The 21,733-nt window shown below is 65.7% G+C and carries 23 protein-coding genes; 5 read left to right on the top strand and 18 right to left on the bottom strand.

The genetic code is table 11. The annotated features are described in order from the left end of the window. Nucleotides 1-254 precede the first annotated feature (254 nt). The 6 genes from leuB to ABD05_RS16895 all read right to left on the bottom strand — a co-directional run bounded on the left by leuB (nucleotide 255) and on the right by ABD05_RS16895 (nucleotide 5,523). The gene (gene leuB, locus ABD05_RS16870) at nucleotides 255-1,322 is read right to left on the bottom strand and encodes a 3-isopropylmalate dehydrogenase (protein WP_047901344.1); all 1,068 of its coding nucleotides are present in this window, start codon (nucleotides 1,320-1,322) and stop codon (nucleotides 255-257) included. A gap of 76 nt (nucleotides 1,323-1,398) precedes the next feature. Then, complete coding sequence (gene leuD / locus ABD05_RS16875) at nucleotides 1,399-2,049, bottom strand: 3-isopropylmalate dehydratase small subunit (RefSeq protein ID WP_034179996.1); 651 nt, start codon at nucleotides 2,047-2,049, stop codon at nucleotides 1,399-1,401. A gap of 68 nt (nucleotides 2,050-2,117) precedes the next feature. Continuing rightward, complete coding sequence (locus ABD05_RS16880) at nucleotides 2,118-2,264, bottom strand: entericidin A/B family lipoprotein (RefSeq protein WP_027791137.1); 147 nt, start codon at nucleotides 2,262-2,264, stop codon at nucleotides 2,118-2,120. A gap of 3 nt (nucleotides 2,265-2,267) precedes the next feature. Continuing rightward, nucleotides 2,268-3,677, bottom strand: a complete 1,410-nt coding sequence (gene leuC, locus ABD05_RS16885; protein WP_047901345.1) for a 3-isopropylmalate dehydratase large subunit — start codon at nucleotides 3,675-3,677, stop codon at nucleotides 2,268-2,270. 233 nt (nucleotides 3,678-3,910) lie between these two features. Continuing rightward, nucleotides 3,911-4,669 carry a hypothetical protein gene (locus ABD05_RS16890; protein WP_047903602.1) on the bottom strand — a complete coding sequence of 253 codons (759 nt, stop codon included), beginning with the start codon at nucleotides 4,667-4,669 and terminating at the stop codon, nucleotides 3,911-3,913. Nucleotides 4,670-4,701: 32 nt separating this feature from the next. Beyond that, on the bottom strand, nucleotides 4,702-5,523 hold the full coding sequence (locus tag ABD05_RS16895) for a hypothetical protein (RefSeq protein WP_047901346.1): 822 nt from the start codon (nucleotides 5,521-5,523) through the stop codon (nucleotides 4,702-4,704). A gap of 397 nt (nucleotides 5,524-5,920) precedes the next feature. Between ABD05_RS16895 and ABD05_RS16900 the strand changes: the two genes are divergently transcribed. Together ABD05_RS16900 and ABD05_RS16905 are read left to right on the top strand one after the other, a co-directional pair. After that, on the top strand, nucleotides 5,921-6,244 hold the full coding sequence (locus ABD05_RS16900) for a cupin domain-containing protein (RefSeq protein ID WP_047903603.1): 324 nt from the start codon (nucleotides 5,921-5,923) through the stop codon (nucleotides 6,242-6,244). Between the two features lie 108 nt (nucleotides 6,245-6,352). Then, entirely contained in the window at nucleotides 6,353-7,078 is a 726-nt protein-coding gene (locus ABD05_RS16905; protein ID WP_047901347.1) for a glutathione S-transferase, read from the top strand. Nucleotides 7,079-7,087: 9 nt separating this feature from the next. Here ABD05_RS16905 and ABD05_RS16910 read toward each other — a convergent pair whose 3' ends face one another. The 5 genes from ABD05_RS16910 to ABD05_RS16930 form a co-directional block, all read right to left on the bottom strand. Further along, the gene (locus ABD05_RS16910) at nucleotides 7,088-8,626 is read right to left on the bottom strand and encodes an amino acid permease (RefSeq protein ID WP_047901348.1); all 1,539 of its coding nucleotides are present in this window, start codon (nucleotides 8,624-8,626) and stop codon (nucleotides 7,088-7,090) included. A gap of 114 nt (nucleotides 8,627-8,740) precedes the next feature. Beyond that, nucleotides 8,741-9,205: an Lrp/AsnC family transcriptional regulator gene (locus ABD05_RS16915; protein ID WP_021158710.1), complete on the bottom strand. Its 465-nt coding sequence runs from the start codon at nucleotides 9,203-9,205 to the stop codon at nucleotides 8,741-8,743. Nucleotides 9,206-9,303: 98 nt separating this feature from the next. Beyond that, complete coding sequence (locus tag ABD05_RS16920) at nucleotides 9,304-10,062, bottom strand: dimethylarginine dimethylaminohydrolase family protein (RefSeq protein WP_047903604.1); 759 nt, start codon at nucleotides 10,060-10,062, stop codon at nucleotides 9,304-9,306. A 209-nt stretch (nucleotides 10,063-10,271) separates the two neighbouring features. Continuing rightward, the gene (locus tag ABD05_RS16925; protein WP_047901349.1) at nucleotides 10,272-11,522 is read right to left on the bottom strand and encodes a DUF1479 domain-containing protein; all 1,251 of its coding nucleotides are present in this window, start codon (nucleotides 11,520-11,522) and stop codon (nucleotides 10,272-10,274) included. 110 nt (nucleotides 11,523-11,632) lie between these two features. Next, on the bottom strand, nucleotides 11,633-12,022 hold the full coding sequence (locus ABD05_RS16930) for a VOC family protein (protein WP_047901350.1): 390 nt from the start codon (nucleotides 12,020-12,022) through the stop codon (nucleotides 11,633-11,635). Between the two features lie 71 nt (nucleotides 12,023-12,093). On the opposite strand from ABD05_RS16930, the gene ABD05_RS16935 reads away from it, so the two are divergent. Beyond that, on the top strand, nucleotides 12,094-13,059 hold the full coding sequence (locus tag ABD05_RS16935) for a helix-turn-helix domain-containing protein (RefSeq protein ID WP_047903605.1): 966 nt from the start codon (nucleotides 12,094-12,096) through the stop codon (nucleotides 13,057-13,059). A 90-nt stretch (nucleotides 13,060-13,149) separates the two neighbouring features. Here ABD05_RS16935 and gltA read toward each other — a convergent pair whose 3' ends face one another. The 7 genes from gltA to ABD05_RS16970 all read right to left on the bottom strand — a co-directional run bounded on the left by gltA (nucleotide 13,150) and on the right by ABD05_RS16970 (nucleotide 19,071). Further along, nucleotides 13,150-14,451, bottom strand: a complete 1,302-nt coding sequence (gene gltA, locus ABD05_RS16940) for a citrate synthase (protein ID WP_047901351.1) — start codon at nucleotides 14,449-14,451, stop codon at nucleotides 13,150-13,152. A 53-nt stretch (nucleotides 14,452-14,504) separates the two neighbouring features. Continuing rightward, nucleotides 14,505-14,777, bottom strand: a complete 273-nt coding sequence (locus tag ABD05_RS16945) for an FAD assembly factor SdhE (protein ID WP_006754979.1) — start codon at nucleotides 14,775-14,777, stop codon at nucleotides 14,505-14,507. A 7-nt stretch (nucleotides 14,778-14,784) separates the two neighbouring features. Beyond that, nucleotides 14,785-15,486 (bottom strand): succinate dehydrogenase iron-sulfur subunit, encoded by a 702-nt coding sequence (locus tag ABD05_RS16950; RefSeq protein WP_006479352.1) that lies wholly within the window; start codon nucleotides 15,484-15,486, stop codon nucleotides 14,785-14,787. Between the two features lie 21 nt (nucleotides 15,487-15,507). Then, nucleotides 15,508-17,283 (bottom strand): succinate dehydrogenase flavoprotein subunit, encoded by a 1,776-nt coding sequence (sdhA, locus tag ABD05_RS16955; RefSeq protein ID WP_047901352.1) that lies wholly within the window; start codon nucleotides 17,281-17,283, stop codon nucleotides 15,508-15,510. A 3-nt stretch (nucleotides 17,284-17,286) separates the two neighbouring features. After that, entirely contained in the window at nucleotides 17,287-17,655 is a 369-nt protein-coding gene (gene sdhD, locus ABD05_RS16960; protein WP_034180015.1) for a succinate dehydrogenase, hydrophobic membrane anchor protein, read from the bottom strand. 4 nt (nucleotides 17,656-17,659) lie between these two features. Then, nucleotides 17,660-18,076 carry a succinate dehydrogenase, cytochrome b556 subunit gene (sdhC, locus tag ABD05_RS16965; RefSeq protein ID WP_047901353.1) on the bottom strand — a complete coding sequence of 139 codons (417 nt, stop codon included), beginning with the start codon at nucleotides 18,074-18,076 and terminating at the stop codon, nucleotides 17,660-17,662. Between the two features lie 170 nt (nucleotides 18,077-18,246). Continuing rightward, on the bottom strand, nucleotides 18,247-19,071 hold the full coding sequence (locus ABD05_RS16970; RefSeq protein WP_047901354.1) for a GntR family transcriptional regulator: 825 nt from the start codon (nucleotides 19,069-19,071) through the stop codon (nucleotides 18,247-18,249). A gap of 288 nt (nucleotides 19,072-19,359) precedes the next feature. Here ABD05_RS16970 and ABD05_RS16975 point away from each other — a divergent pair, with 288 nt between their 5' ends. Then, entirely contained in the window at nucleotides 19,360-20,346 is a 987-nt protein-coding gene (locus ABD05_RS16975) for a malate dehydrogenase (protein ID WP_034180017.1), read from the top strand. A gap of 179 nt (nucleotides 20,347-20,525) precedes the next feature. Then, the gene (locus tag ABD05_RS16980) at nucleotides 20,526-21,533 is read left to right on the top strand and encodes an HpcH/HpaI aldolase/citrate lyase family protein (protein WP_047901355.1); all 1,008 of its coding nucleotides are present in this window, start codon (nucleotides 20,526-20,528) and stop codon (nucleotides 21,531-21,533) included. The last annotated feature ends 200 nt before the right edge of the window (nucleotides 21,534-21,733 follow it).

The raw sequence follows: 21,733 nt of genomic DNA on the forward strand, positions 1-21,733 counted from the left end.
CTGTGACCGCGCGGGGAAAAGGCGGGCACGACGGACGATCAGCGTTTAATGATCGTTTTCGTGGTAATGGTTTTCGTGATGACGATGGCGCGCGCACCCGCACGGGCAATGTTGCCGTGGAGTTTCAAGACCGGGGAGATCAGGGAAATAAGCGCCATCGTTCGAGTCTACACAAACCTATCCGGCCGCACAACGGCCAACCCGGCGCGAACGTGCCGTTTTTACCGGCCGCGTTCGCACCCTTTACTGCCTGCTTACAGCGCCGCGACCACCGCGTCGCCCATCGCCGCCGTGCCGACCTGCCGGCAGCCCGGCGTCGCGATGTCGCCCGTGCGGTAACCCTGTTCGAGCACCGTTTTCACCGCGCGCTCGATGCGATCGGCCTGCTCCGCGCGATTCAGCGAGTAGCGCAACAGCATCGCGGCCGACAGGATCGTCGCGAGCGGATTCGCGATGCCCTTGCCCGCGATGTCCGGCGCCGAACCGTGCGACGGTTCGTACAGGCCCTTGTTGTTCTTGTCGAGCGACGCCGACGGCAGCATGCCGATCGAGCCCGTCAGCATCGACGCTTCGTCCGACAGGATGTCGCCGAACATGTTGCCCGTGACGATCACGTCGAACTGCTTCGGCGCCTTCGCGAGCTGCATCGCCGCGTTGTCGACGTACATGTGCGACAGCTCGACGTCCGCGTATTCCTTCGCCACGTCGATCATGATGTCGCGCCAGAACTGCGACGTTTCGAGCACGTTCGACTTGTCGACCGACAGCAGCTTCTTCGCGCGCTTGCGTGCCGCCTGGAACGCGACGTGCGCGATGCGGCGCACTTCCGGTTCCGAATAGCGCATCGTGTCGAAGCCTTCGCGTTCGCCGGCGAACGGGCCGTCCGGCGCCGCACGCACACCGCGCGGCTGGCCGAAGTAGATGTCGCCGTTCAGTTCGCGCACGATCAGGATGTCGAGGCCCGCGACGAGCTCGGGCTTCAGCGGCGACGCATCGACGAGCTGCGGATAGCAGATCGCCGGACGGAAGTTCGCGAACAGCTCCAGATGCTTGCGCAGACCGAGGATCGCCTGCTCGGGGCGCAGCGCGCGCTCGAGCGAGTCGTATTTCCAGTCGCCGACGGCGCCGAACAGGATCGCGTCGGCTTCCTTCGCGAGCTTCAGCGTCGCGTCGGGCAGCGGATGGCCGCTGGCCTCGTAGCCCGCGCCGCCGACCGGCGCCTGTTCGAGTTCGAACTTCTCGTCGAGTGCGTTCAGCACCTTCACCGCTTCGGTGACGATTTCCGGACCGATGCCGTCGCCGGGCAACACTGCAATCTTCATGCGTTATTCCTGACTGGGTAGGTTATGGAGGCAGGCCGGCGAACGCGCGGCAAGCGCGCCCGCCTCGAAGGCGATATCAGCCGACCAGCTTGGTATTGAGCCACGGCTGCTTCACGAGCCGCTCGGCTTCGAACTGGCGGATCTTGTCCGCATGGCGCAGCGTGAGGCCGATGTCGTCGAAGCCGTTCAGCAGGCAGTACTTGCGGAACGCGGCGATCTCGAACGGATACTCGCGGCCGTCGCCCGTGCGCACGACCTGCGCGTCGAGGTCGATCGTCAGCTGGTAGCCGTTGAACGCGTACGTGTCGTTGAACACGTGATCGACCTGCTGCTCGGTCAGCACGATCGGCAGCAGACCGTTCTTGTAGCAGTTGTTGAAGAAGATGTCCGCGAAGCTCGGCGCGATGATCGCGCGGAAGCCGTACTGCTGCAGCGCCCACGGGGCGTGCTCGCGCGAGCTGCCGCAGCCGAAGTTCTTGCGCGCGACCAGCACCGATGCGCCCTGGTAGCGCGGCTGGTTCAGCACGAAGTCGGGATTCAGCGGACGCTTCGAGTTGTCCTGACCCGGCTCGCCGTGATCGAGGTAGCGCCACTCGTCGAACGCGTTCGGACCGAAGCCCGTGCGCTTGATCGACTTCAGGAACTGCTTCGGGATGATCGCGTCGGTGTCGACGTTCTCGCGATCGAGCGGCGCCACGACGCCGGTATGTACTGTGAATTTTTCCATGATCCGTCTATCCGGTTGGAGGGCCGGCGTTCAGCCGGCGCACATCGACAAATTCTCGGCGGGAATCGTCACTCCGCGGCGCGCTTCAGCGCGTTGCCGGCGGCGTTGACGTCCTGCCCGAAGCCCTGGACGGTATTGCAGCCCGCAAGGCCGAAGCCCAGCCCCGCGAGCGCCAGTGCGGCAACCAGCCGCGTGATGACCTTCGATGCCGTCACGCATTACCCCAGCTTGCGAATGTCGACGAAGTGACCTTCGATCGCCGCCGCCGCCGCCATCGCGGGGCTCACGAGGTGCGTGCGACCGCCCGCGCCCTGCCGGCCTTCGAAGTTGCGGTTCGACGTCGACGCGCAGCGCTCACCCGGATCGAGCCGGTCGGCGTTCATCGCGAGGCACATCGAGCAGCCCGGCTCGCGCCATTCGAAACCGGCATCGGTGAACACCTTGTCGAGCCCTTCGCGTTCGGCCTGCGCCTTCACGAGGCCGGAGCCCGGCACGACCATCGCGAGCCGCACGTTCGACGCGATGCGACGGTTCAGCTTCTTCACGACATACGCGGCCGCGCGGATGTCCTCGATCCGCGCGTTCGTGCACGAGCCGATGAAGATCTTGTCGACCTTGATCGATTCGATCGGCGTGTTCGGCTCGAGCGCCATGTAGGCCAGCGCGCGCTCCATCGCGTCGCGCTTGACCGGATCCTTCTCGCGTTCGGGATCGGGCACGCGACCGTCGATCGACGTGACCATTTCCGGCGACGTACCCCACGTGACCTGCGGAACGATCTCGGCCGCGTTCAGCTCGACGACGCGGTCGAACTGCGCGCCTTCGTCCGACTTGAACTGGCGCCAGTATTCGACGGCCTGGTCCCATTCCGCGCCGGTCGGCACGAACGGACGGCCCAACAGGTAATCGATCGTCGTGTCGTCCACCGCGACCATGCCCGCGCGCGCGCCGGCCTCGATCGCCATGTTGCAGACCGTCATGCGGCCTTCCATCGTCAGCGCGCGGATCGTCGAGCCGCCGAATTCGATCGCGTAGCCCGTGCCGCCTGCGGTGCCGATCTTGCCGATGATCGCGAGCACGATGTCCTTCGCGGTACAGCCGCGCGGCAGTGCGCCCTCGACCTTCACGAGCATGTTCTTGCTCTTTTTCTGCAGGAGCGTTTGCGTCGCGAGCACGTGCTCGACTTCCGACGTGCCGATGCCGTGCGCGAGCGCGCCGAACGCGCCGTGCGTCGACGTATGCGAATCGCCGCACACGATCGTCATGCCCGGCAGCGTCGCGCCCTGCTCCGGCCCGATGATGTGGACGATGCCCTGGCGCACGTCGTTCATCTTGAACTGCGTGATGCCGAACGCATCGCAGTTCGAGTCGAGCGTGTCGACCTGCAGCTTCGAGACGGGATCGGCGATGCCGTGGCTGCGGTCCGTCGTCGGCACGTTGTGATCCGACACGGCCAGGTTCGCGCTGATGCGCCACACCGGACGCTGCGCGATCTTCAGCCCTTCGAACGCCTGCGGGCTCGTGACTTCATGCAGCAGCTGACGGTCGATGTACAGCAAAGTCGTGCCGTCATCCTCGGTGTGGACCACGTGGGTATTCCACAGTTTGTCGTAGAGAGTCTGTGCCATGGGTATGCGGGGTCGTTGTGACTACAAGCCTTACGGATGCGGTCGATTATGCCACGCAGAACGCGTCGCAGCGCAGGCCGGACGCGAAAAAACCCATTAAAAACAGTGGTTTGGCAGGTAGCCCCAATACCTGTATCGGCATTACCCGGCAAATGGGGCGCGCCGGGTCCGGATGACCGCGATCGCGGCTCGCGTCATCCGGACAGGGCGCGACCGGCCGGAACCCCGCGGCGTCAGCCGTTCGGATATTCGCGGTTGATCAGGTCGAGCCGCAGCATCGCGAGCTGCATGCCGGCGTTGCTCATCAGGTAGAGATCGCGGCGGCGCATCGCGGGCGGCTGCGCGGACGTGTCGTAGGCGACCGGCAGCGCCAGCCCGGCCGGCACCGCCGCCTGCATCCCCGCCGCATTCGACACGCGCACGGCGATCGACGCCTGATCCGCATGCGTGACGATCGCGACCTTGCCGAGCGCCGCGGCCGAGCCGGCCTGCCTGACGATCGCGGCGGCGACGCCGTCGGGCGTCGGTATCGGGCTGCCGGCGCTCATGGCCGGCGTCGCGATCGTCGTCACGCCGGCCGTCAGCCCGTATTTCGACGCGAGCACGCTCGCGACTTCCTGCTGCGCGTAGACCGGCACGGCGACCTTCTGCCGGAGCGCGAACACGGCGTCGGCGATCGCCTCGTTCACCGGGCCCGGCACCGGCGCGGCACCGGGCGCCGCGGCGCGGCTGCCGAAGCTGAACGCGGCGATCGCATTGATGCCGGTCGCCTCGACGGTAGGCGGCGCCCACGAGAAAAACGTGTCGAACAGGTAACCCGTCTCGTCGGCGGCGGTCGCGCGATCGTTCAGTTCGTTCGTCAGCTTGCCGAGCATCTGGCGCTTGAGCTCGGCATCGGACACCGGCGCGTCGCTCGCGAACACGGGCGTGGCGGCCGCGCACGAGGCGGCAAGTACGGAAGTGGAAGCCAGGAAATGGCGGCGGGTCTTCATGGTCATGGGAATCGAGTGGAGAGCGGAAGGCGTCAGCCCTTCGGGAACGCCTGCATCGTCGCGGTCACCGCGCGCGAAAGCATCTGCGCATACATGTCGTGCACGAGGTAGAGGCTGCGGTTGCGCGTCCACGGCTGGCCCGATTGCGGGTCGTACACAGTCGGGAGCGGCACCTCGGCAACCGCTGCCGCCTTCATGCCCGCCTGCTGCGAGGTCTGGATGCAGCGCTTCGCGTGATCGCGATGGCCGACCACCGCAACCGTGCCCATCGCGGCCGCGCCGCCCGCGCGCGACACGGCCACGGCCGCAACGCCTGCCGTGCTCAGGTACACGATCGAGCCGTTGCTCGCGATCACCGGTTCGATCGACGACAGCACGTCGGCGCCCATTCCGTATTTCGACACGAGAAAGCGCGCGATTTCCCACTGCGCGTAAACCTTGACGGGCTTCAACTGGCGGATGCGGTAGACCGCGTCCGCGAGCGCTTCGTTGACCGGCCCCGGATCGGGCAGCGCGGACTGGTTGCCGCCCGTGCTCGACGTGTTGCCGCTCGCCGCGTTCGGGCGGTTGCCGAAGCTGTATGCGACGATCGCGCCGATCTGCGCGGCGGGGACCGTCGGCAGATCCCACGTGAAGCCGACATCGGTCATCGCCGGCACGATCGCATTGACCGTCGCCGCATCGCCGAGCTGCGCGTTCAGCTTCGCGGACATCTGCGCGGCTAGTGCGCTATCGGCGATGGGCGTCGACGTGACGTCGCCGCCGCCGCATGCGCTGAGCAGCGGCGCCGCCGCAACGGCGGGTGCGGCGGCAAGAAATTTTCTGCGTGAAGAAGCCGACGGATTCAGATTCATAAGAATGACGAAACAATGCGAATAACGCCTGTGGCAAGTCGAGGCGTTGCAGATCGCGGGGTCACGGGAAATGGCAATCGGGCGAGTCGCGCGGTTCAGCGACGGTCCGCAGAGTCGACGCGTGGATCGGATCGCTGCATTTTGTCGATCGACGATGCAGGATCGTAGTGGGCGTTTATTAAATTGCGGTGAACCTGTCGATCGAATGCAGGCAATCGTCACGCCGTTTCATCGATGGACGAATGTGTTTCATCCATGGCGAGCGAATGCGACCAACGTTTCACCGGTGGGGAGTATCCGATTCGCGTGCGTCGTCGCGCGCCGACCCGTGTTCGCCGGATTTCGCGATACGATGGCGCAACGCACGTTCCCACGAACGGATCCGGAGCACACCACGATGAAGCTCGGCCTGAACGATTCGCTTGCTCGCCTCGACGAAGAAGGCACGCTGTTCACGACGCTGTTTCGCCACGGCACACTCGACGTCGAGCTGTACCGGCCACGCATCGCGGACCAGCAGAAGCCGCATACGCGCGACGAGGTCTACGTGATCGCCACCGGCACGTCGCGCTTCATCGTCGGCGGACGCGAGTGCGACGTCGCGGCCGGCGACGCGCTGTTCGTCCCTGCGCATGCGGTGCATCGCTTCGTCGATTTCTCCGGCGACTTCTCGACCTGGGTGTTCTTCTACGGCCCCGAAGGCGGCGAACGCGGCGCGTGACGCGCACTGCACGTTTCTTGCGATTGCCTAGACTGTCTATTCGCGGCGGACGGCCGCACCGTTTTCACGATAGCTCAAGCATCCGGTTCAACTGGACGGGAGAACAGCATGCGATATGAACTCTATTACTGGCCCGAGATACAGGGCCGCGGCGAGTATGTGCGGCTCGCGCTCGAGGCGGCCGAAGCCGACTATGTCGACGTCGCGCGCGAGTCGGGTCGCGGCATGGGCGTGTCGGCAATGATGCGCATGATGGACAGCACGAAGGCGGAATGCGTGCCGTTCGCGCCGCCGTTCCTGAAGGCCGGCGATGTGGTCGTCGGGCAGACCGCGAACATCCTGCTGTTTCTCGGCGCACGGCTCGGGCTCGCGCCCGACGACGAAGCCGGCCGGCTGTGGGTGCACCAGATTCAGCTGACCGTCACCGATTTCGTCACCGAGATCCACGACACGCATCATCCGATTGCAAGTTGCCTGTATTACGAGGACCAGAAAGCGGAAGCGGCCGAGCGCGCAGCCGACTTCATCGAGAATCGGCTGCCGAAATTCCTCGGCTACTTCGATCGCGTGCTCGAACAGAATCCGCACAAGGGCGGCCATATCGCCGGCAGCGCGCTTAGCTATGCTGATCTGTCGATGTTCCAGCTGATCGAAGGGCTGCGCTACGCGTTCCCGAAGGCGATGAAGCGCGCGGAGCGGAAAGTCGCGGGGCTCGTCAGCCTGCACGACCGCGTCGCGCAGCTCGAACCCGTCGCGCGCTATCTGGATTCCGACCGGCGCATCCCGTTCAACGAATCGGGCATCTTCCGGCATTACCCCGAACTCGATGCGTGATCGCCATCACTACGCGCCGCGCGCTCGCTCGCGCGAGTCCGCCGCCGCGTCGACGGCCTCGACCGAGCGCGTCAGCCACGGCCCGATGTCCATCTCCTCGTAGCGCACGAGCCGGCTCTTGCGTGCACGGCGATACGCCCACCAGATCGCGACGAACAGCGGAATCCACACATAGATCGACAGCACTTCCATCCAGTCGATGCGGGCCGCGAAGAACGCCTGGTAATCCTGTCCGAGCGAGATCACGATGCAGATCGCGATCGCGAACAGCGGCCCGAACGGAAACCACTTCGCGCGATACGGCAACTGATCGAGCCGGTAGCCCTGCTTCAGGAAGCCCTTGCGGAACCGGTAATGGCAGACCGCGATGCCGAGCCACGCGATGAAGCCCGTGATGCCGACCGTATTCAGCAGCCACAGATAGATGCTCTGGTTGTTCGTCAGCGACGTGAGGAAACACAGCCCGCCGACGGCCATCGTCGCGTACAGCGCATTGCGCGGCACGCCGCCCGGCGATAGCGTCGCGAACATCGCCGGCGCGCGCCCTTCCGATGCGAGGTTGTACAGCATCCGCGTCGCCGCGTAGGTGCCGGAATTGCCGGCCGACAGCACGGCCGTCAGGATCACGAGGTTCATCGCGCCGGCCGCGAGCGGAAAGCCCGCATGGCTGAACACCAGCGTGAACGGGCTCACACCGATGTCGGTCACGTCGCTCTTCAGCAGGTTCGGATCGGTGTACGGCACGAGCAGGCCGATCACGAAGATCGCGAGCACGTAGAACAGCATGATCCGCCAGAAGATCTGCTTCACTGCGCGCGGGATCGTCTTGCGCGGATTCTCCGATTCGCCGGCCGTGATCCCGACCAGCTCGGTGCCGAGAAACGAGAAGCCCGCGATCAGCGCGACGCTCATCATCGCGTGCACGCCGCCGACGAACGGCGCGTCGCCCGTCGTGAAGTTGCGCCAGCCGACCGGATGCCCGGTGCCCAGCACGCCGGCCGCGATCAGCAGCCCGGCCGCGATGAACGCGATCACGGTGACGACCTTGATCAGCGAGAACCAGTATTCCGATTCGCCGAAGCCGCGCACCGACAGCGTATTCAGCAGGAAGATCAGCACGAGGAAGGCCGCGCCCCACCACACGCCCGGCACGGCCGGAAACCAGTAGCGCATCACGATCTGTGCGGCGACCAGCTCGATCGCGATCGTCACGGCCCAGCTATACCAGTAGGTCCAGCCGAGCGCGACGCCGAAGCCTTCGTCGACGTATTTCTCGCCGTAGATCGCGAACGAGCCCGACACGGGCATCAGCGCCGCCATCTCGCCGAGCCCCGTGACGACGAAGTAGACCATGATCCCGATCGCGAGATACGCGGCGATCGCACCGCCCGGCCCCGCTTGCGCGACCGACGCGCCCGACGCGACGAACAGCCCCGTGCCGATCGAGCCGCCGATCGCGATCATCGCGATGTGGCGGCCCTGCAGACGGCGCTTCAGCGTCGTCCCGGACGGCGCGGCCGTCTGCGCTGCCGCTTGCAAAGCATCCATAGTGTTCACCCTGATTGGATTTCGGTTCGAACGATTTGATTCGGAATGCAAATCGATTGGCCCGGTCATTCGCATCGAAGCCGGACCTGCCGCGGCCGGACCTTCCCGGCCGCGTCAAACGACGCTGCGCTTGATCGCCTGCAGTTCGGCCGTCGTCACGATCTTCTCGATCCGGAACCGCGGGCTTTCCAGCCACACGTTCGCGATTCGCCGGTACTCGTCGAGATCCTCGCACGCGAGCCGCACGAGAAAATCGAACGTGCCGCTGACGAGCCAGCAATCGAGCACGGCCGGATTCGCCCGCATTTCATCCTCGAACGGCGCCTGCGAACGCCCGTGATCGGCCAGCACGATCTGCGCGATCACGACGATCGGCTTGGTCGCGCGCGGCGCCTTGATCACCGCGCGGTAGCCTTCGATCACGCCGAGCGCCTCGAGCCGCTCCACGCGCGCCTGGCAGGGCCGCGGCGTGAGGTTCACGAGCTCCGACAGCTTCCGGTAGGAAATCCGCCCGTCGGTGCGCAGGATGTCGAGGATCCGGAGATCGATCTTGTCGAGCTGCATCTTCTTGTCGGTCATCCGCGTTCGCTCCGGTCGGGTCGTGGCTGGTGCGCGGAACGTCTCCTTGTCCGCGCGGGGGCCACATTATCCGGCCGAAGCGGCCGCGCGCCAATCGGCTAGAACCGCAGCGACAGGCAGGTCAGGCCGCCATCCATCTTGCGGAACTCGCTCGTGTCGATCACGTGCAGCGGCAACCCGAGCGACGCGATCGCGTCGTGCACGCGCGGATAACCGGCCGGCGTGATCAGCGTGCCGTTCACGCGCAGCGTGTTGCCCGCGTATTCGTCGGCGGCCGAAATTGCGATCCGGCGATAGTCGGCGAACGCCGGGTGTGCGGCCAGCGCTTCGGTCACGAGCAGCGTGTCGTCGCCGAGCGCGTTGACGACCGACTTCAGGTGCAGGCCGGCGCCGACCGGCACCGCGATGACCGAATAACCGTAGCGCGCCACGAGCGATTCGAACGCGGCAATGCCTTCGGCGTCGGTGCGGCCCGTCAGGCCGATGTAGAAGCGCTTGCCGACCAGCATCACGTCGCCGCCGTCGAGACGGCCGTCCTGCATCGGCAGCAGGTCGCGATGCGCGGCGAGCGCCGCTTCGATATGCGCCGTCTCGCCGCGCCGCGCGGGCGCGCCGGGGCGCGTGATCACCGCGAATTCCGGCGTCACGACGGCCACGTCCTCGACGAAATGCGAATCGGGGAATGCGTCCAGCGGCGGCAGCTCGATCAGCTCGACACCGAGCGTGCGCAGCGCGTCGCAATACGCGTGGAACTGCGTGAGCGTCTTGTCGTAGTCGGGTGCGCCGAGTTCGGCAGTGGTCAGGCCCGCGCCACAGGACGGCGCGGGACGGCGAACGATCGCTTGCGTGAATTGCATCGACTCCTCCTTGGTCATCGCCACACCCGTGCGGCGCACGGGGCAGCGGCGTTGTGTCCGGACCATTATCGGAAGCCAAATTGCGCAATTCGCGTCGATTTCGGCTGCACCGACAGCCGATTGCGTCGAATTGTGCGCAGCACGCAGCGGATTCGGCAAACGGCCGTCCGCCGTGTCGCGAACGGCCGCGTTCGTATGCGGCGCGCCCGTTACGCGCCGGGCCCGAACCCCATCTGCGAGCGGCCGAGCGCCGTGAGATCGCCCTCCCCGCCACGCCCGTCGAATTCGACCTCGAAATGATCGGCCGGGAAATCGGGCGGGCTCTCGCCGCGCAAGAACGCGGGCAACTGGCGCCGCAGGTACGCGTCGTTCTTCGCGCAGCCGGGTGCGGCCGCGATATACATCACGTTGCTGTCGCCGCTGCCGCGATGCGCATCCTCGACCGCATGCACGACGTCGCCGTGCCAGAACACCGCGTCGCCCGGCTCCATGTGCGGGATCGGCACCAGCCCGTCGAGCAGCAGCGCGTGCCATTCGGGCCGGATCGACAGCGCGCGGCCGGGACGTGCGCCGCACAGGTCGTCGTCGGCGACATCGTCCTGCAGCGCGCGCAGCACCACATAGGCCATCGCGTTCGCGACCGGGATCAGTTGCAGCGTGCCGTCGCCGGGCCCCTGTGGCGTCAGCGCGGTCCATCCCTGGAACGTGCGGAACATCGAACACACGGCCGGCGACGGAATCTCCTCGACATCGGGACGGAACGCGGCGTCGAACGGGTCGTAATCGCGCCAGCGGCCGGCCAGCACGTGGCGATAGACCTGGCGGAAGTTCGCGCCGAGCCAGCGTTCGACGGAGCCGCCGTCGACATGCGGCGACAGCCCGAGCGACGTCGCCCCCGGCGGCCGGCGGCGAATCCGGTCCGCATAGGCGGGCACCTGGTCGGGATCGAAATGCGTGCGCGCGCCGTCCGCATGCCGCCACAGGCGGTTCAGGAACACGCGCGCCTGCGTGAGCGCCGGCGACTGGCGCGCGGCCACCTGCGGCTTCGACCAGTAGACGCCGTAGATCTGCGGCTTGCCCGACGCGAGGTTGCCGAAATAGCGATCCTCGGCACGCGCATGCAGCCGGTCGGTGAAACGGTTCGAATCCAGATACGCGCCGATCTCGTCGTTCCAGTCGCGCGCCTGCTGCGCATCGAACACGCCGCGAATCACGACCGCGCCATGCGTGCGGATCGCGGCAATCGAATGCGGATCGACGGTGCCGCCCGCGATATCCGCGAACGGCACCACCGGAATCACGTCGCGGCCATGCGCATGCGCGCGGCGGATCGCGTCGACCTGCCGCGCGATGTCGCCTTCCAGTTCGCGGAACGTGGCCGCGTAACCGGGCAGGTCGGCGCGCAACGCCTGTTTCGCCGCTCGAATTGCGGCCGGCAGATCGTCAATCATCAGTTGCATCGTGGTCTCCTCGCTGAAACGTGTCGTGATGTGCTGTCAGCGTACGGCCGGCGCACGACCGTCATCACCGCTATCCGGCCAACTATCGATACAATCCCGACAACCGTACCTTACTCGTGGCGATGGCAGACCACGCAGAGCTTGTTGCCGTCCGGGTCGCGGAAATAGGCGCCGTAGTAGTCGGTGTGGTAATGCGGCCGCAGGCCCGGCGGCCCTTCGCAGGTGCCGCCATGCCGCAGCGCGAGCGCGTGGCAGCGGTCGACGTGCGCGCGCGTCGGCGCGTTGAACGCGATCGTATGGCCATTGCCCGGTTCGGGTGCGCGGCCGTCGAGCGGCTGGCCGAAGAAGAACAGCGGCCGGTCGGCGTCGGCCGGCATCCAGCCGGACCAGCCGTCCGGCTCGCGGAACTTCAGGCGCAACCCGAGTTCCGCGAACAGCGGCGCATAGAAATCGTAGGCGCGCGTCGTATCGCTGACGCCCACGCAAACATGTGAAAACATGGCATCGCTCCGTGGTGACGATCGCTCACGATCATGCCACGGCGCGCAGCCCGCCCCACCCGGAGGCCGCGATGAAACCGCAGTACGAACACGTGACGTTCGCTCCCGGCTGTTCGATCCGCGTGTACCACCGCCAGCTCGCGCGCATCCCGTTCGAATGGCACCGCCATCCCGAATACGAGCTGACGCTGACGCTCAACAGCCGCGGCCAGCGCTTCATCGGCGATCACGTCGCGCGCTATGCGGACGACGACCTGGTGCTCGTGCCGCCCAACCTGCCGCATACCTGGTCGTCGAATGCACGCATCGATCACGATGCGCCCGAGGTCGCGCTCGTCGTCTGGTTCGACGGCGACTGGGTGCGGCGGCTCGCCGACTGCTGCCCCGAATACGCGCCGCTGCGCTCGCTGCTGCGGCGCGCGGCGCCGGGCCTGCGCTTCGACACCGACACGGCCCGCGCGATGCGTGCACGGCTGCCGCAGTTGCTCGATCCGGCTCCGCGCGTACGACTCGCGGCCGCACTCGACACGCTCGCCGATCTCGCGGAAGCCGGCGGCGAGCCGCTCGCCACCGCGCACGCGTACGACCGGCCCGACGGCACGACACCGCGCGCCGACGTGGCCGCGCCGGAAGCCGAGCGCCTCGATCGCGTGCTCGACGCGATCGACCGGTGCTTCCACGAACCGCTGCGCATCGATGCCCTCGCGGCTGCCGCGCATATGTCCGAGCGCACGCTGCAGCGCCTGTTCGTCCGGCATCTCGGCGAAAGCGTCGGCCGCCATGTGCAGCGGCTGCGGCTCGCGCACGCGTGCCGTCATCTCGTCGGCACCGACTGGCCGATCGCGACGGTGGCTGCGCGCTGCGGCATTCCGAATGCCGCGAACTTCAACCGCCAGTTCCTCGCCGCGCGCGGGATGACCCCGGGCGCATACCGGCAGTTCTTCCTGCAGCACGGCCACGCCCCCGACGAAAACGCACCGGCACTCGACACACGGCCGCCGTCGCTGGAGCACCGCGCAAATCCGGCCCGCAAATGAAAACACCCCGGCGGGATAAACCCACCGGGGTGTCGTGGCGTTGCGATTGCCCGACGCGAGCGGCCTGCCGGCCGTCGCGCCGCGCACGACTTAACGTGCGTCGATCGACTTCGCTTCGCGCGGCGTATCGCCGATGAACAGCTGGCGCGGACGGCCGATCTTCTGCTCGGGATCGCCAATCATTTCGTTCCACTGTGCGATCCAGCCGACCGTACGTGCCATCGCGAAGATACACGTGAACATCGACGTCGGGATGCCCAGCGCGCGCTGGACGATGCCCGAGTAGAAGTCGACGTTCGGGTACAGCTTGCGCGACACGAAGTATTCGTCTTCCAGCGCGATCTTCTCGAGCTGCATCGCGAGCTTGAACAGCGGGTCGTCGTGCAGGCCCAGTTCGTTCAGCACTTCGTAGCACGTCTCGCGCATCAGCTTCGCACGCGGGTCGTAGTTCTTGTACACGCGGTGACCGAAGCCCATCAGCTTCACGCCCGAATTCTTGTCCTTCACCTGCTTGATGAATTCGGGGATGTTGTCCGGCGAACCGATCTGCTCGAGCATGTTCAGCGCGGCTTCGTTCGCACCACCGTGCGCCGGGCCCCACAGACAGGCGATACCGGCCGCGATACATGCGAACGGGTTCGCGCCCGACGAACCGGCCAGGCGGACCGTCGACGTCGATGCGTTCTGCTCGTGGTCGGCGTGCAGGATCAGGATGCGGTCGAGTGCGCGGACGAGCACGTCGTTGACCTTGTACTCTTCGCACGGGTTCGAGAACATCATGTGCATGAAGTTCGCGCTGTACGACAGCGAGTTCTTCGGATACACGAACGGCTGGCCGATGCTGTACTTGTACGCCATCGCGACGAGCGTCGGCAGCTTCGCGATCATGCGGATCGCCGACACTTCGCGGTGACGCGGGTCGTTGATGTCGAGCGAGTCGTGGTAGAACGCGGACAGCGCGCCGACCGCGGCGACCAGGATCGCCATCGGGTGCGCGTCGCGGCGGAAGCCACGGAAGAAGAAGTGCATCTGCTCGTGCACCATCGTGTGCTTCGTGACGGTGTCGACGAATTCCTTCTTCTGCGCTGCGTTCGGCAGCTCGCCCTTCAGCAGCAGGTAGCAGCTTTCGAGGAAGTCCGCATTTTGCGCGAGGTTGTCGATCGGGTAGCCGCGGTACAGCAGCTCGCCCTTGTCGCCGTCGATGTACGTGATCGCCGAATTACAAGCTGCCGTCGACATGAAGCCCGGGTCGTACGTGAACTTGCCGGTCTGGCCGTACAGCTTGCGGATGTCGATCACGTCCGGGCCCATCGTGCCCTTGTAGATCGGCAGTTCGACGCTCGGCGAGTTGTCGCTGAACGATAGCGTGGCTTTAACATCAGACGGAGTCATGGCACATCCTCAATCGAAATAAAGAAACGGGATTCGATAACGGGCGTAACGCGTTACACGTTGCGCAGCATCTCCAACAGCCGGTGAATCTCCGGGCTGTCTAGGTCGCCCTCTGGTTCCTTGCGCGCGAGGAGCAAGTCCATCAGGTCGTTGTCGCTCAGATCGAGCAGGCGCGACAACGCGCCTACGTCTGCATCGGTGAGGTCATGCTCGTATCTGCCGAAGAAACGCTCGAAGATGATGTCGTTTTCCAGCAGACCCCGCCGCGCGCGCCAGCGAAGGCGCGCGCGGCGGTGCGGGTCGGATTGATGCGAATCGTCGCTCATTGCAACCTTAAACCGCGCGGCGAACCATCAGTTCCTTGATCTTGCCGATCGCCTTCGTCGGGTTCAGGCCCTTCGGGCAGACATCGACGCAGTTCATGATCGTGTGGCAACGGAACAGACGGTACGGATCTTCCAGGTTGTCGAGACGTTCGCCGGTGGCCGTGTCGCGGCTGTCCGCGATGAAGCGGTAAGCCTGCAGCAGGCCGGCCGGGCCGACGAACTTGTCCGGGTTCCACCAGAAGCTCGGGCACGACGTCGAGCAGCTCGCGCACAGAATGCACTCGTACACGCCGTCGAGCTCGTCGCGCTCTTCCGGCGACTGGAGGCGTTCCTTCTCCGGCGGCGGCGCGTCGTTGATCAGGTACGGCTTGATCGAGTGGTACTGGTTGAAGAAGTGCGTCATGTCGACGATCAGGTCGCGCACGACGGGCAGGCCCGGCAGCGGACGCAGCACGATCTTCTGCGGCAGGTCGTTCAGGTTCGTCAGGCACGCGAGACCGTTCTTGCCGTTGATGTTCATCGCGTCCGAACCGCACACGCCTTCGCGGCACGAACGGCGGAACGACAGCGTTTCGTCGAGTGCCTTCAGCTTGACCAGTGCGTCGAGCAGCATGCGCTCGTGCTGGATCTCGAGCTCATACGTCTGCATGCGCGGCGCTGCGTCCTTGTCCGGATCGTAGCGGTAGACTTCAAAAATGCGTTTTGCCATTTCGGATTCCTTTGACTCGGCTTAGAACGTGCGCGGCTTCGGCGGCACGGATTCGACCGTCAGCGGCTTCATTTGAACCGGCTTGTAGTCGAGGCGATCGCCTTCGCTGTACCACAGCGTGTGGCGCAGCCAGTTCTCGTCGTCGCGGTGTTCGTAGTCGCTGTGTGCGTGCGCGCCACGGCTTTCCTTGCGCGCTTCCGCCGACACCATCGTCGCGCGGGCGACTTCGATCAGGTTCTCCAGCTCGAGCGCTTCGACGCGCGCGGTGTTGAACACCTTCGACTTGTCCTTCAGGTGGATGTTTTCCACGCGTGCCGCCAGGCCGGCCATCTGGTCGACGCCTTCCTTCAGCAGCGCCGACGTGCGGAACACGCCTGCGTGCTTCTGCATCGTCGCGCGGATGTCGTTCGCGACGTCCTGCGTGTATTCGCCCGACGACGATTTGTCGAGCTTGTTCAGGCGCGCCAGCGAGTACTCGCCTGCATCGGCCGGCAGCGGCTTGTGTTCCTTCTGGCTCTTCACGTGCTCGACGATGTGGTTGCCGGCCGCACGGCCGAACACCACGAGGTCCAGCAGCGAGTTCGTGCCGAGGCGGTTCGCGCCGTGCACGGACACGCACGAGCATTCGCCCACTGCGTAGAAGCCGTTGACCGGTTCCTTGTGATCGCGCGACGTGCCGACGACCTGACCGTGGATGTTGGTCGGGATGCCGCCCATCTGGTAGTGGATCGTCGGGACGACCGGGATCGGTTCCTTGATCGCATCGACGTTCGCGAACTTCAGCGCGATTTCGCGGATCGACGGCAGACGCTTCATGATCGTCTCGGCGCCGATGTGCGACAGGTCGAGCAGCACGTGATCCTTGTTCGGACCGACGCCGCGGCCTTCCTTGATTTCCTGGTCCATCGAGCGCGACACGAAGTCACGCGGCGCCAGATCCTTCAGCGTCGGTGCATAGCGCTCCATGAAGCGCTCGCCGTTCGCGTTGCGCAGGATGCCGCCTTCGCCGCGCACGCCTTCGGTGATCAGCACGCCCGCGCCGGCCACGCCGGTCGGGTGGAACTGCCAGAACTCCATGTCCTGCAGCGCGATGCCCGAACGCGCGGCCATGCCGAGGCCGTCGCCGGTGTTGATGAACGCGTTGGTCGATGCCGCGAAGATCCGGCCTGCGCCGCCCGTCGCGAACAGCGTCGTCTTGCCTTCCATGATGTAGACGTCACCCGTCTCCATCTCGAGGGCCGTCACGCCGAGCACGTCGCCGTCCGCGTCGCGGATCAGGTCGAGCGCCATCCATTCGACGAAGAACTGCGTCTTCGCTTCGACGTTCTGCTGGTACAGCGTGTGCAGCAGCGCGTGACCGGTACGATCGGCGGCCGCGCACGCGCGCTGGACCGGCTTCTCGCCGTAGTTCGCGGTGTGGCCGCCGAACGGGCGCTGGTAGATCGTGCCGTCCGCGTTGCGGTCGAACGGCATGCCGAAGTGCTCGAGTTCGTACACGACGTTCGGCGCTTCACGGCACATGAACTCGATCGCGTCCTGGTCGCCGAGCCAGTCGGAGCCCTTGATCGTGTCGTAGAAGTGGAAGTGCCAGTTGTCTTCGCTCATGTTGCCGAGCGACGCGCCGATGCCGCCCTGCGCGGCCACCGTGTGCGAACGCGTCGGGAACACCTTCGACAGCACGCCGACCGACAGGCCCGCGCGCGACAGTTGCAGCGCTGCGCGCAAGCCGGAGCCGCCCGCGCCGACGATCACGACGTCGAACTTGCGACGCGGGAGGGAAGTTTTGATTGCAGCCATTCTTTACACTCTCCAGAGAATCTGCGCGGCGTAGCCCGCACATGCGAGCAGCCAGACGATGGTCAGCGATTGCAGCAGCAGGCGCACACCGACGGGCTTCACGTAATCCATCCAGATGTCGCGCACGCCGACCCACGCGTGGTAGAAGAGGGAAAGCAGCATCACGAAGGTCGCGAGCTTCATCCATTGCGCGGAGAAGATCGACGCCCAGCCTTCGTACGAGAAGTCGTGCGCGCCGAAGAACAGGACGAGCAGGATGACCGTGTAGACCGCCATGATCGTGGCGGTGATCCGCTGCGCGAGCCAGTCGCGCAGGCCGTAGTGCGCGCCGACGACGAGGCGCTTCGAGCCGATTCGGTTATTGGCTGCCATTTTCTTAGAATGCTCCGAACAGTTTGAGTGCCATGGCGATCGTCAGCGCGATCGAGACGACAAAGACGACGACTGCCGTCCGCTTGCCGCTTTCCTTCGTGACGGCGTCGTGGTTGACGTCCATCAGCAGGTGGCGAATGCCGGCGCAGAAATGGTGGAAGAAGGCCCAGGACAACGCGAGGACGATCAGCTTGACGACGATGTTGGAGAGGAAGGCCTTGAAGACTTCGAAGCTGAGCTCGGACGTCAGGCTCTGGTCGAAGAGGAACAGCAGGAAAGGCAGGAACAAGAACAGCAGCGCGCCGCTGACTCGATGGAGGATCGACAAAGTCGCTGCCAGCGGCATGCGATATTTCATCGTGATATCGCTGAATCCGATGTTCCGGTATTCCGGCCTCGGTTTTCTTACTGCATCAGTCATGCTAGACCCCTACTATGTTGTCACACTAATCCGCGATTTTAGCGCCTTTTTATATCGCGCTGCAGCGAAAGTCTGCTCTGGATAGTTGCGCGAACACGAACAAAGGCGGCCCGAAACGTGCTTCGCGAGCGTGGGGAACGCGAACGCACTCGGCCTGAACCGAACCGTCGTCAGCTCAAGTCATTCTGATAGTAGTACCCGGTTGTGACATACCAGCCGCGACGCACTTCCACCGGCCGGTCTCCGTATGTATAGGACACGCGCTCGACCGACAGCAACGGAAAACCCGCAGGCACGTGCAGCAGGTCGGCCACCGCCGGCTCCGCCGCGACCGCGCGGATCTTCTCCGTCGCGCGGATCATCCGCGTGCCGAACTCCGTCTCGAACATCGCGTAGAGCGGCCCCTTGTACTCGCTCAGCCGCTCGAACGTGAGCCCGCGGAACATCGCGCCCGGCAGCCAGATCTCGTCGAGCACCGTCGCTTCGTTCTCGAACTCCAGCAGTCGGCGCACCTGCACGACGGGATCGGCCGGCTTCAGGTCGAGCTGCCGCGCGATCTCGGCCGGCGCGCGCAGGCGCCGGCATTCGAGCAGGCGGCTCACGTGCGGATGCTCGGCACCGTCGTCGGCAAGCAGCCGCAGGAAGCGGAACTGCGCGCGATCCTCATTGTGCGTTGCAACAAACGTGCCCTTGCCCTGCCGCCGGACCACGAGGTTCTCGGCGGCCAGTTCGTCGATCGCCTTGCGAACGGTGCCCTGGCTGACCTTGTAACGGGCCGCGAGCTCCACTTCGCTCGGAATGATCTCGCCCGGCTTCCATTCGCCGGTTTCGAGACTTTGCGTGATCAATGACTTAATCTGCTGGTATAACGGGCTGAACGTCGGCGACGGAGACGCCGCAGGCGAAGGTGCGGGATCGCTCGCGCCCGGCTGCCCTGGGCCGCCTGCGCCGGTCTGATTCGCGGTATTCGCCTGGTTCGATGTCATGGCGCGCATTTCATCACAAACCGCACTTTTTCGTCCACTCAATTTCCGCAAAACATCTGTCTTATATAAGACATATGATACCGTTTGACATTGCGCGAGACGGCTCCTACACTCCCGGTCGAGCAAGGGTTCGCGGGTGCAAGAGCGCGTCCCCGGCTACGTGCCACGGCCGTCTCCAGGTTCACCGCGTCTGCCATCGCGAGTCCTCCGCCCTGCTTCAATGCAACGTTACGCACAACGCGCATAGAATGGCGTTTTCGCTAGCGTCCAACGCTTCACCCGTCCTGGAGATTTTCAATGGCTAAGCCCGCAAAGCGCGTTGCCGTCACCGGCGCCGCAGGTCAAATCGCTTACTCCCTGCTGTTCCGCATCGCGAACGGCGACCTGCTCGGCAAGGACCAGCCGGTCATCCTGCAACTGCTCGACCTCCCGCAAGCCCAAGCCGCCGTCAAAGGCGTCGTGATGGAACTCGACGATTGCGCGTTCCCGCTGCTCGCGGGCGTCGTGATCACCGACGATCCGAAGGTTGCATTCAAGGATGCAGACGTCGCGCTGCTGGTCGGTGCACGTCCGCGCTCGAAGGGCATGGAGCGCAAGGACCTGCTGTCGGCGAACGCCGAAATCTTCACGGTTCAGGGCGCTGCGCTGAACGAAGTCGCGAGCCGCGACGTGAAGGTGCTGGTCGTCGGCAACCCGGCGAACACGAACGCGTACATCGCGATGAAGTCGGCACCGGACCTGCCGAAGAAGAACTTCACGGCCATGCTGCGCCTCGACCACAACCGCGCGCTGTCGCAACTCGCCGCCAAGTCGGGCAAGCCGGTCGCATCGATCGAGAAGCTCGCCGTGTGGGGCAACCACTCGCCGACGATGTACCCGGACTTCCGCTTCGCGACCGCCGAAGGCGAATCGATGCTGAAGCTGATCAACGACGACGTGTGGAACCGCGACACGTTCATCCCGACCGTCGGCAAGCGCGGCGCGGCGATCATCGAAGCGCGCGGCCTGTCGTCGGCAGCGTCGGCAGCCAACGCGGCGATCGACCACGTCCGTGACTGGGTGCTCGGCACGAACGGCAAGTGGGTCACGATGGGCATCCCGTCGGACGGCTCGTACGGCATCCCCGAAGACATCATCTACGGCGTGCCGGTCGTTTGCGAAAACGGCGAGTACAAGCGCGTCGAAGGCCTGGAAATCGACGCGTTCTCGCGCGAGAAGATGGACGGCACGCTGGCCGAGCTGCTCGAAGAGCGCGACGGCGTCGCCCACCTGCTGAAGAACTAAATCCGGCACCGCGACGGGCAGCCTCCGGGCAGCCCGTCAACGCAGGGCCGGCGCACGCCGGCCCTGCCGCCCGATCCGATCCGGGCACGTTTTGCCGCCTCGTGCGCACCGCGCACCGGCCCAGAACGCGCCCGAATCCGATTTTCGCCACGTTGACCCGCTTCCCTGACGTAGAAGAGATGGCCGCGCTCACTCCTGCACAAGTGCTGTACGACGGGGCGTCCCCGCCCGCGATCCTGCCATGCTGCGATCACTACGCGGGCAGCGAGAAGCTGATGCGCAAGTCGCTCGCGCTGCAGGCCGAAACGGGCCCCGTATTCGACATCACGTTCGACTGCGAGGACGGCGCGGCCGTCGGCCAGGAAGCCGCGCACGCGGCACTCGTCGCCGAACTGCTCGGCAGCGCCGAGAACCGCTTCGGCCGCGTCGGCGTCCGGATCCACGACTTTTCCCACCCGCACTGGCGCGACGATGTCCGCATCGTGCTGCGCGCCGCGCGCGCACCCGCCTACATCACGCTCCCGAAGATCGCGAACGCCGCCGACGCCGCCGAAATGGCCGCGTTCATCGAAGGCGCGCGCCGCGAGCTCGGCATCGCGCAGCCGATCCCGGTCGACGTGCTGGTCGAGACGCACGGCGCGCTCGCGCAGGCGGCCGCCCTCGCCGCGCTGCCGATGGTCGGCACGCTGAGCTTCGGTCTGATGGATTTCGTCTCCGCGCACCACGGCGCGATTCCCGATTCCGCGATGCGCTCGCCCGGCCAGTTCGAACACCCGCTGGTGCGCCGCGCGAAGCTGGAAATCGCCGCGGCCTGCCACGCGCACGGCAAGACGCCGTCGCACAACGTGACGACCGAGGTGCGCGACATGAGCGTCGTCGCCGCCGATGCGCACCGTGCGCGCGACGAATTCGCGTTCACGCGGATGTGGAGCATCCACCCCGCGCAGATCCACCCGATCGTCGACGCCTTCGCGCCGCGCACCGACGAGGTTGCGCTGGCCGCCGAGATCCTGCTGGCCGCGCAGGCCGCCGACTGGGGTCCGACGCGCCACGGTGATACGCTGCACGATCGCGCGAGCTATCGCTATTACTGGTCGGTGCTGCGCCGCGCGCGGGCCACCGGCCAGCCCGTACCGGCCGAGGCCGCGCCGCTGTTCGGCCCGGCCGCCGCGGGCGACGTGCAGTGAGCGCGCGCCGCCGCGCCGATACACGAGTTTCATGCATTCACCGAGGCGCGAACCGGGCAAAGGTTTGCGAAACGACAAAAAACGTAACGGAGCCCGAAAACCTGATGTATGCGCGACCAAATAGGCGAAAATAGCGGCCGCTGCGCGCTTTCGGGGCGCGTGCAGTTTCAAACCGGCCGGCAGCTTCGATTGCCGGCCCT

Source organism: Burkholderia pyrrocinia (assembly GCF_001028665.1).
Taxonomy (GTDB): Bacteria; Pseudomonadota; Gammaproteobacteria; order Burkholderiales; family Burkholderiaceae; genus Burkholderia; species Burkholderia pyrrocinia.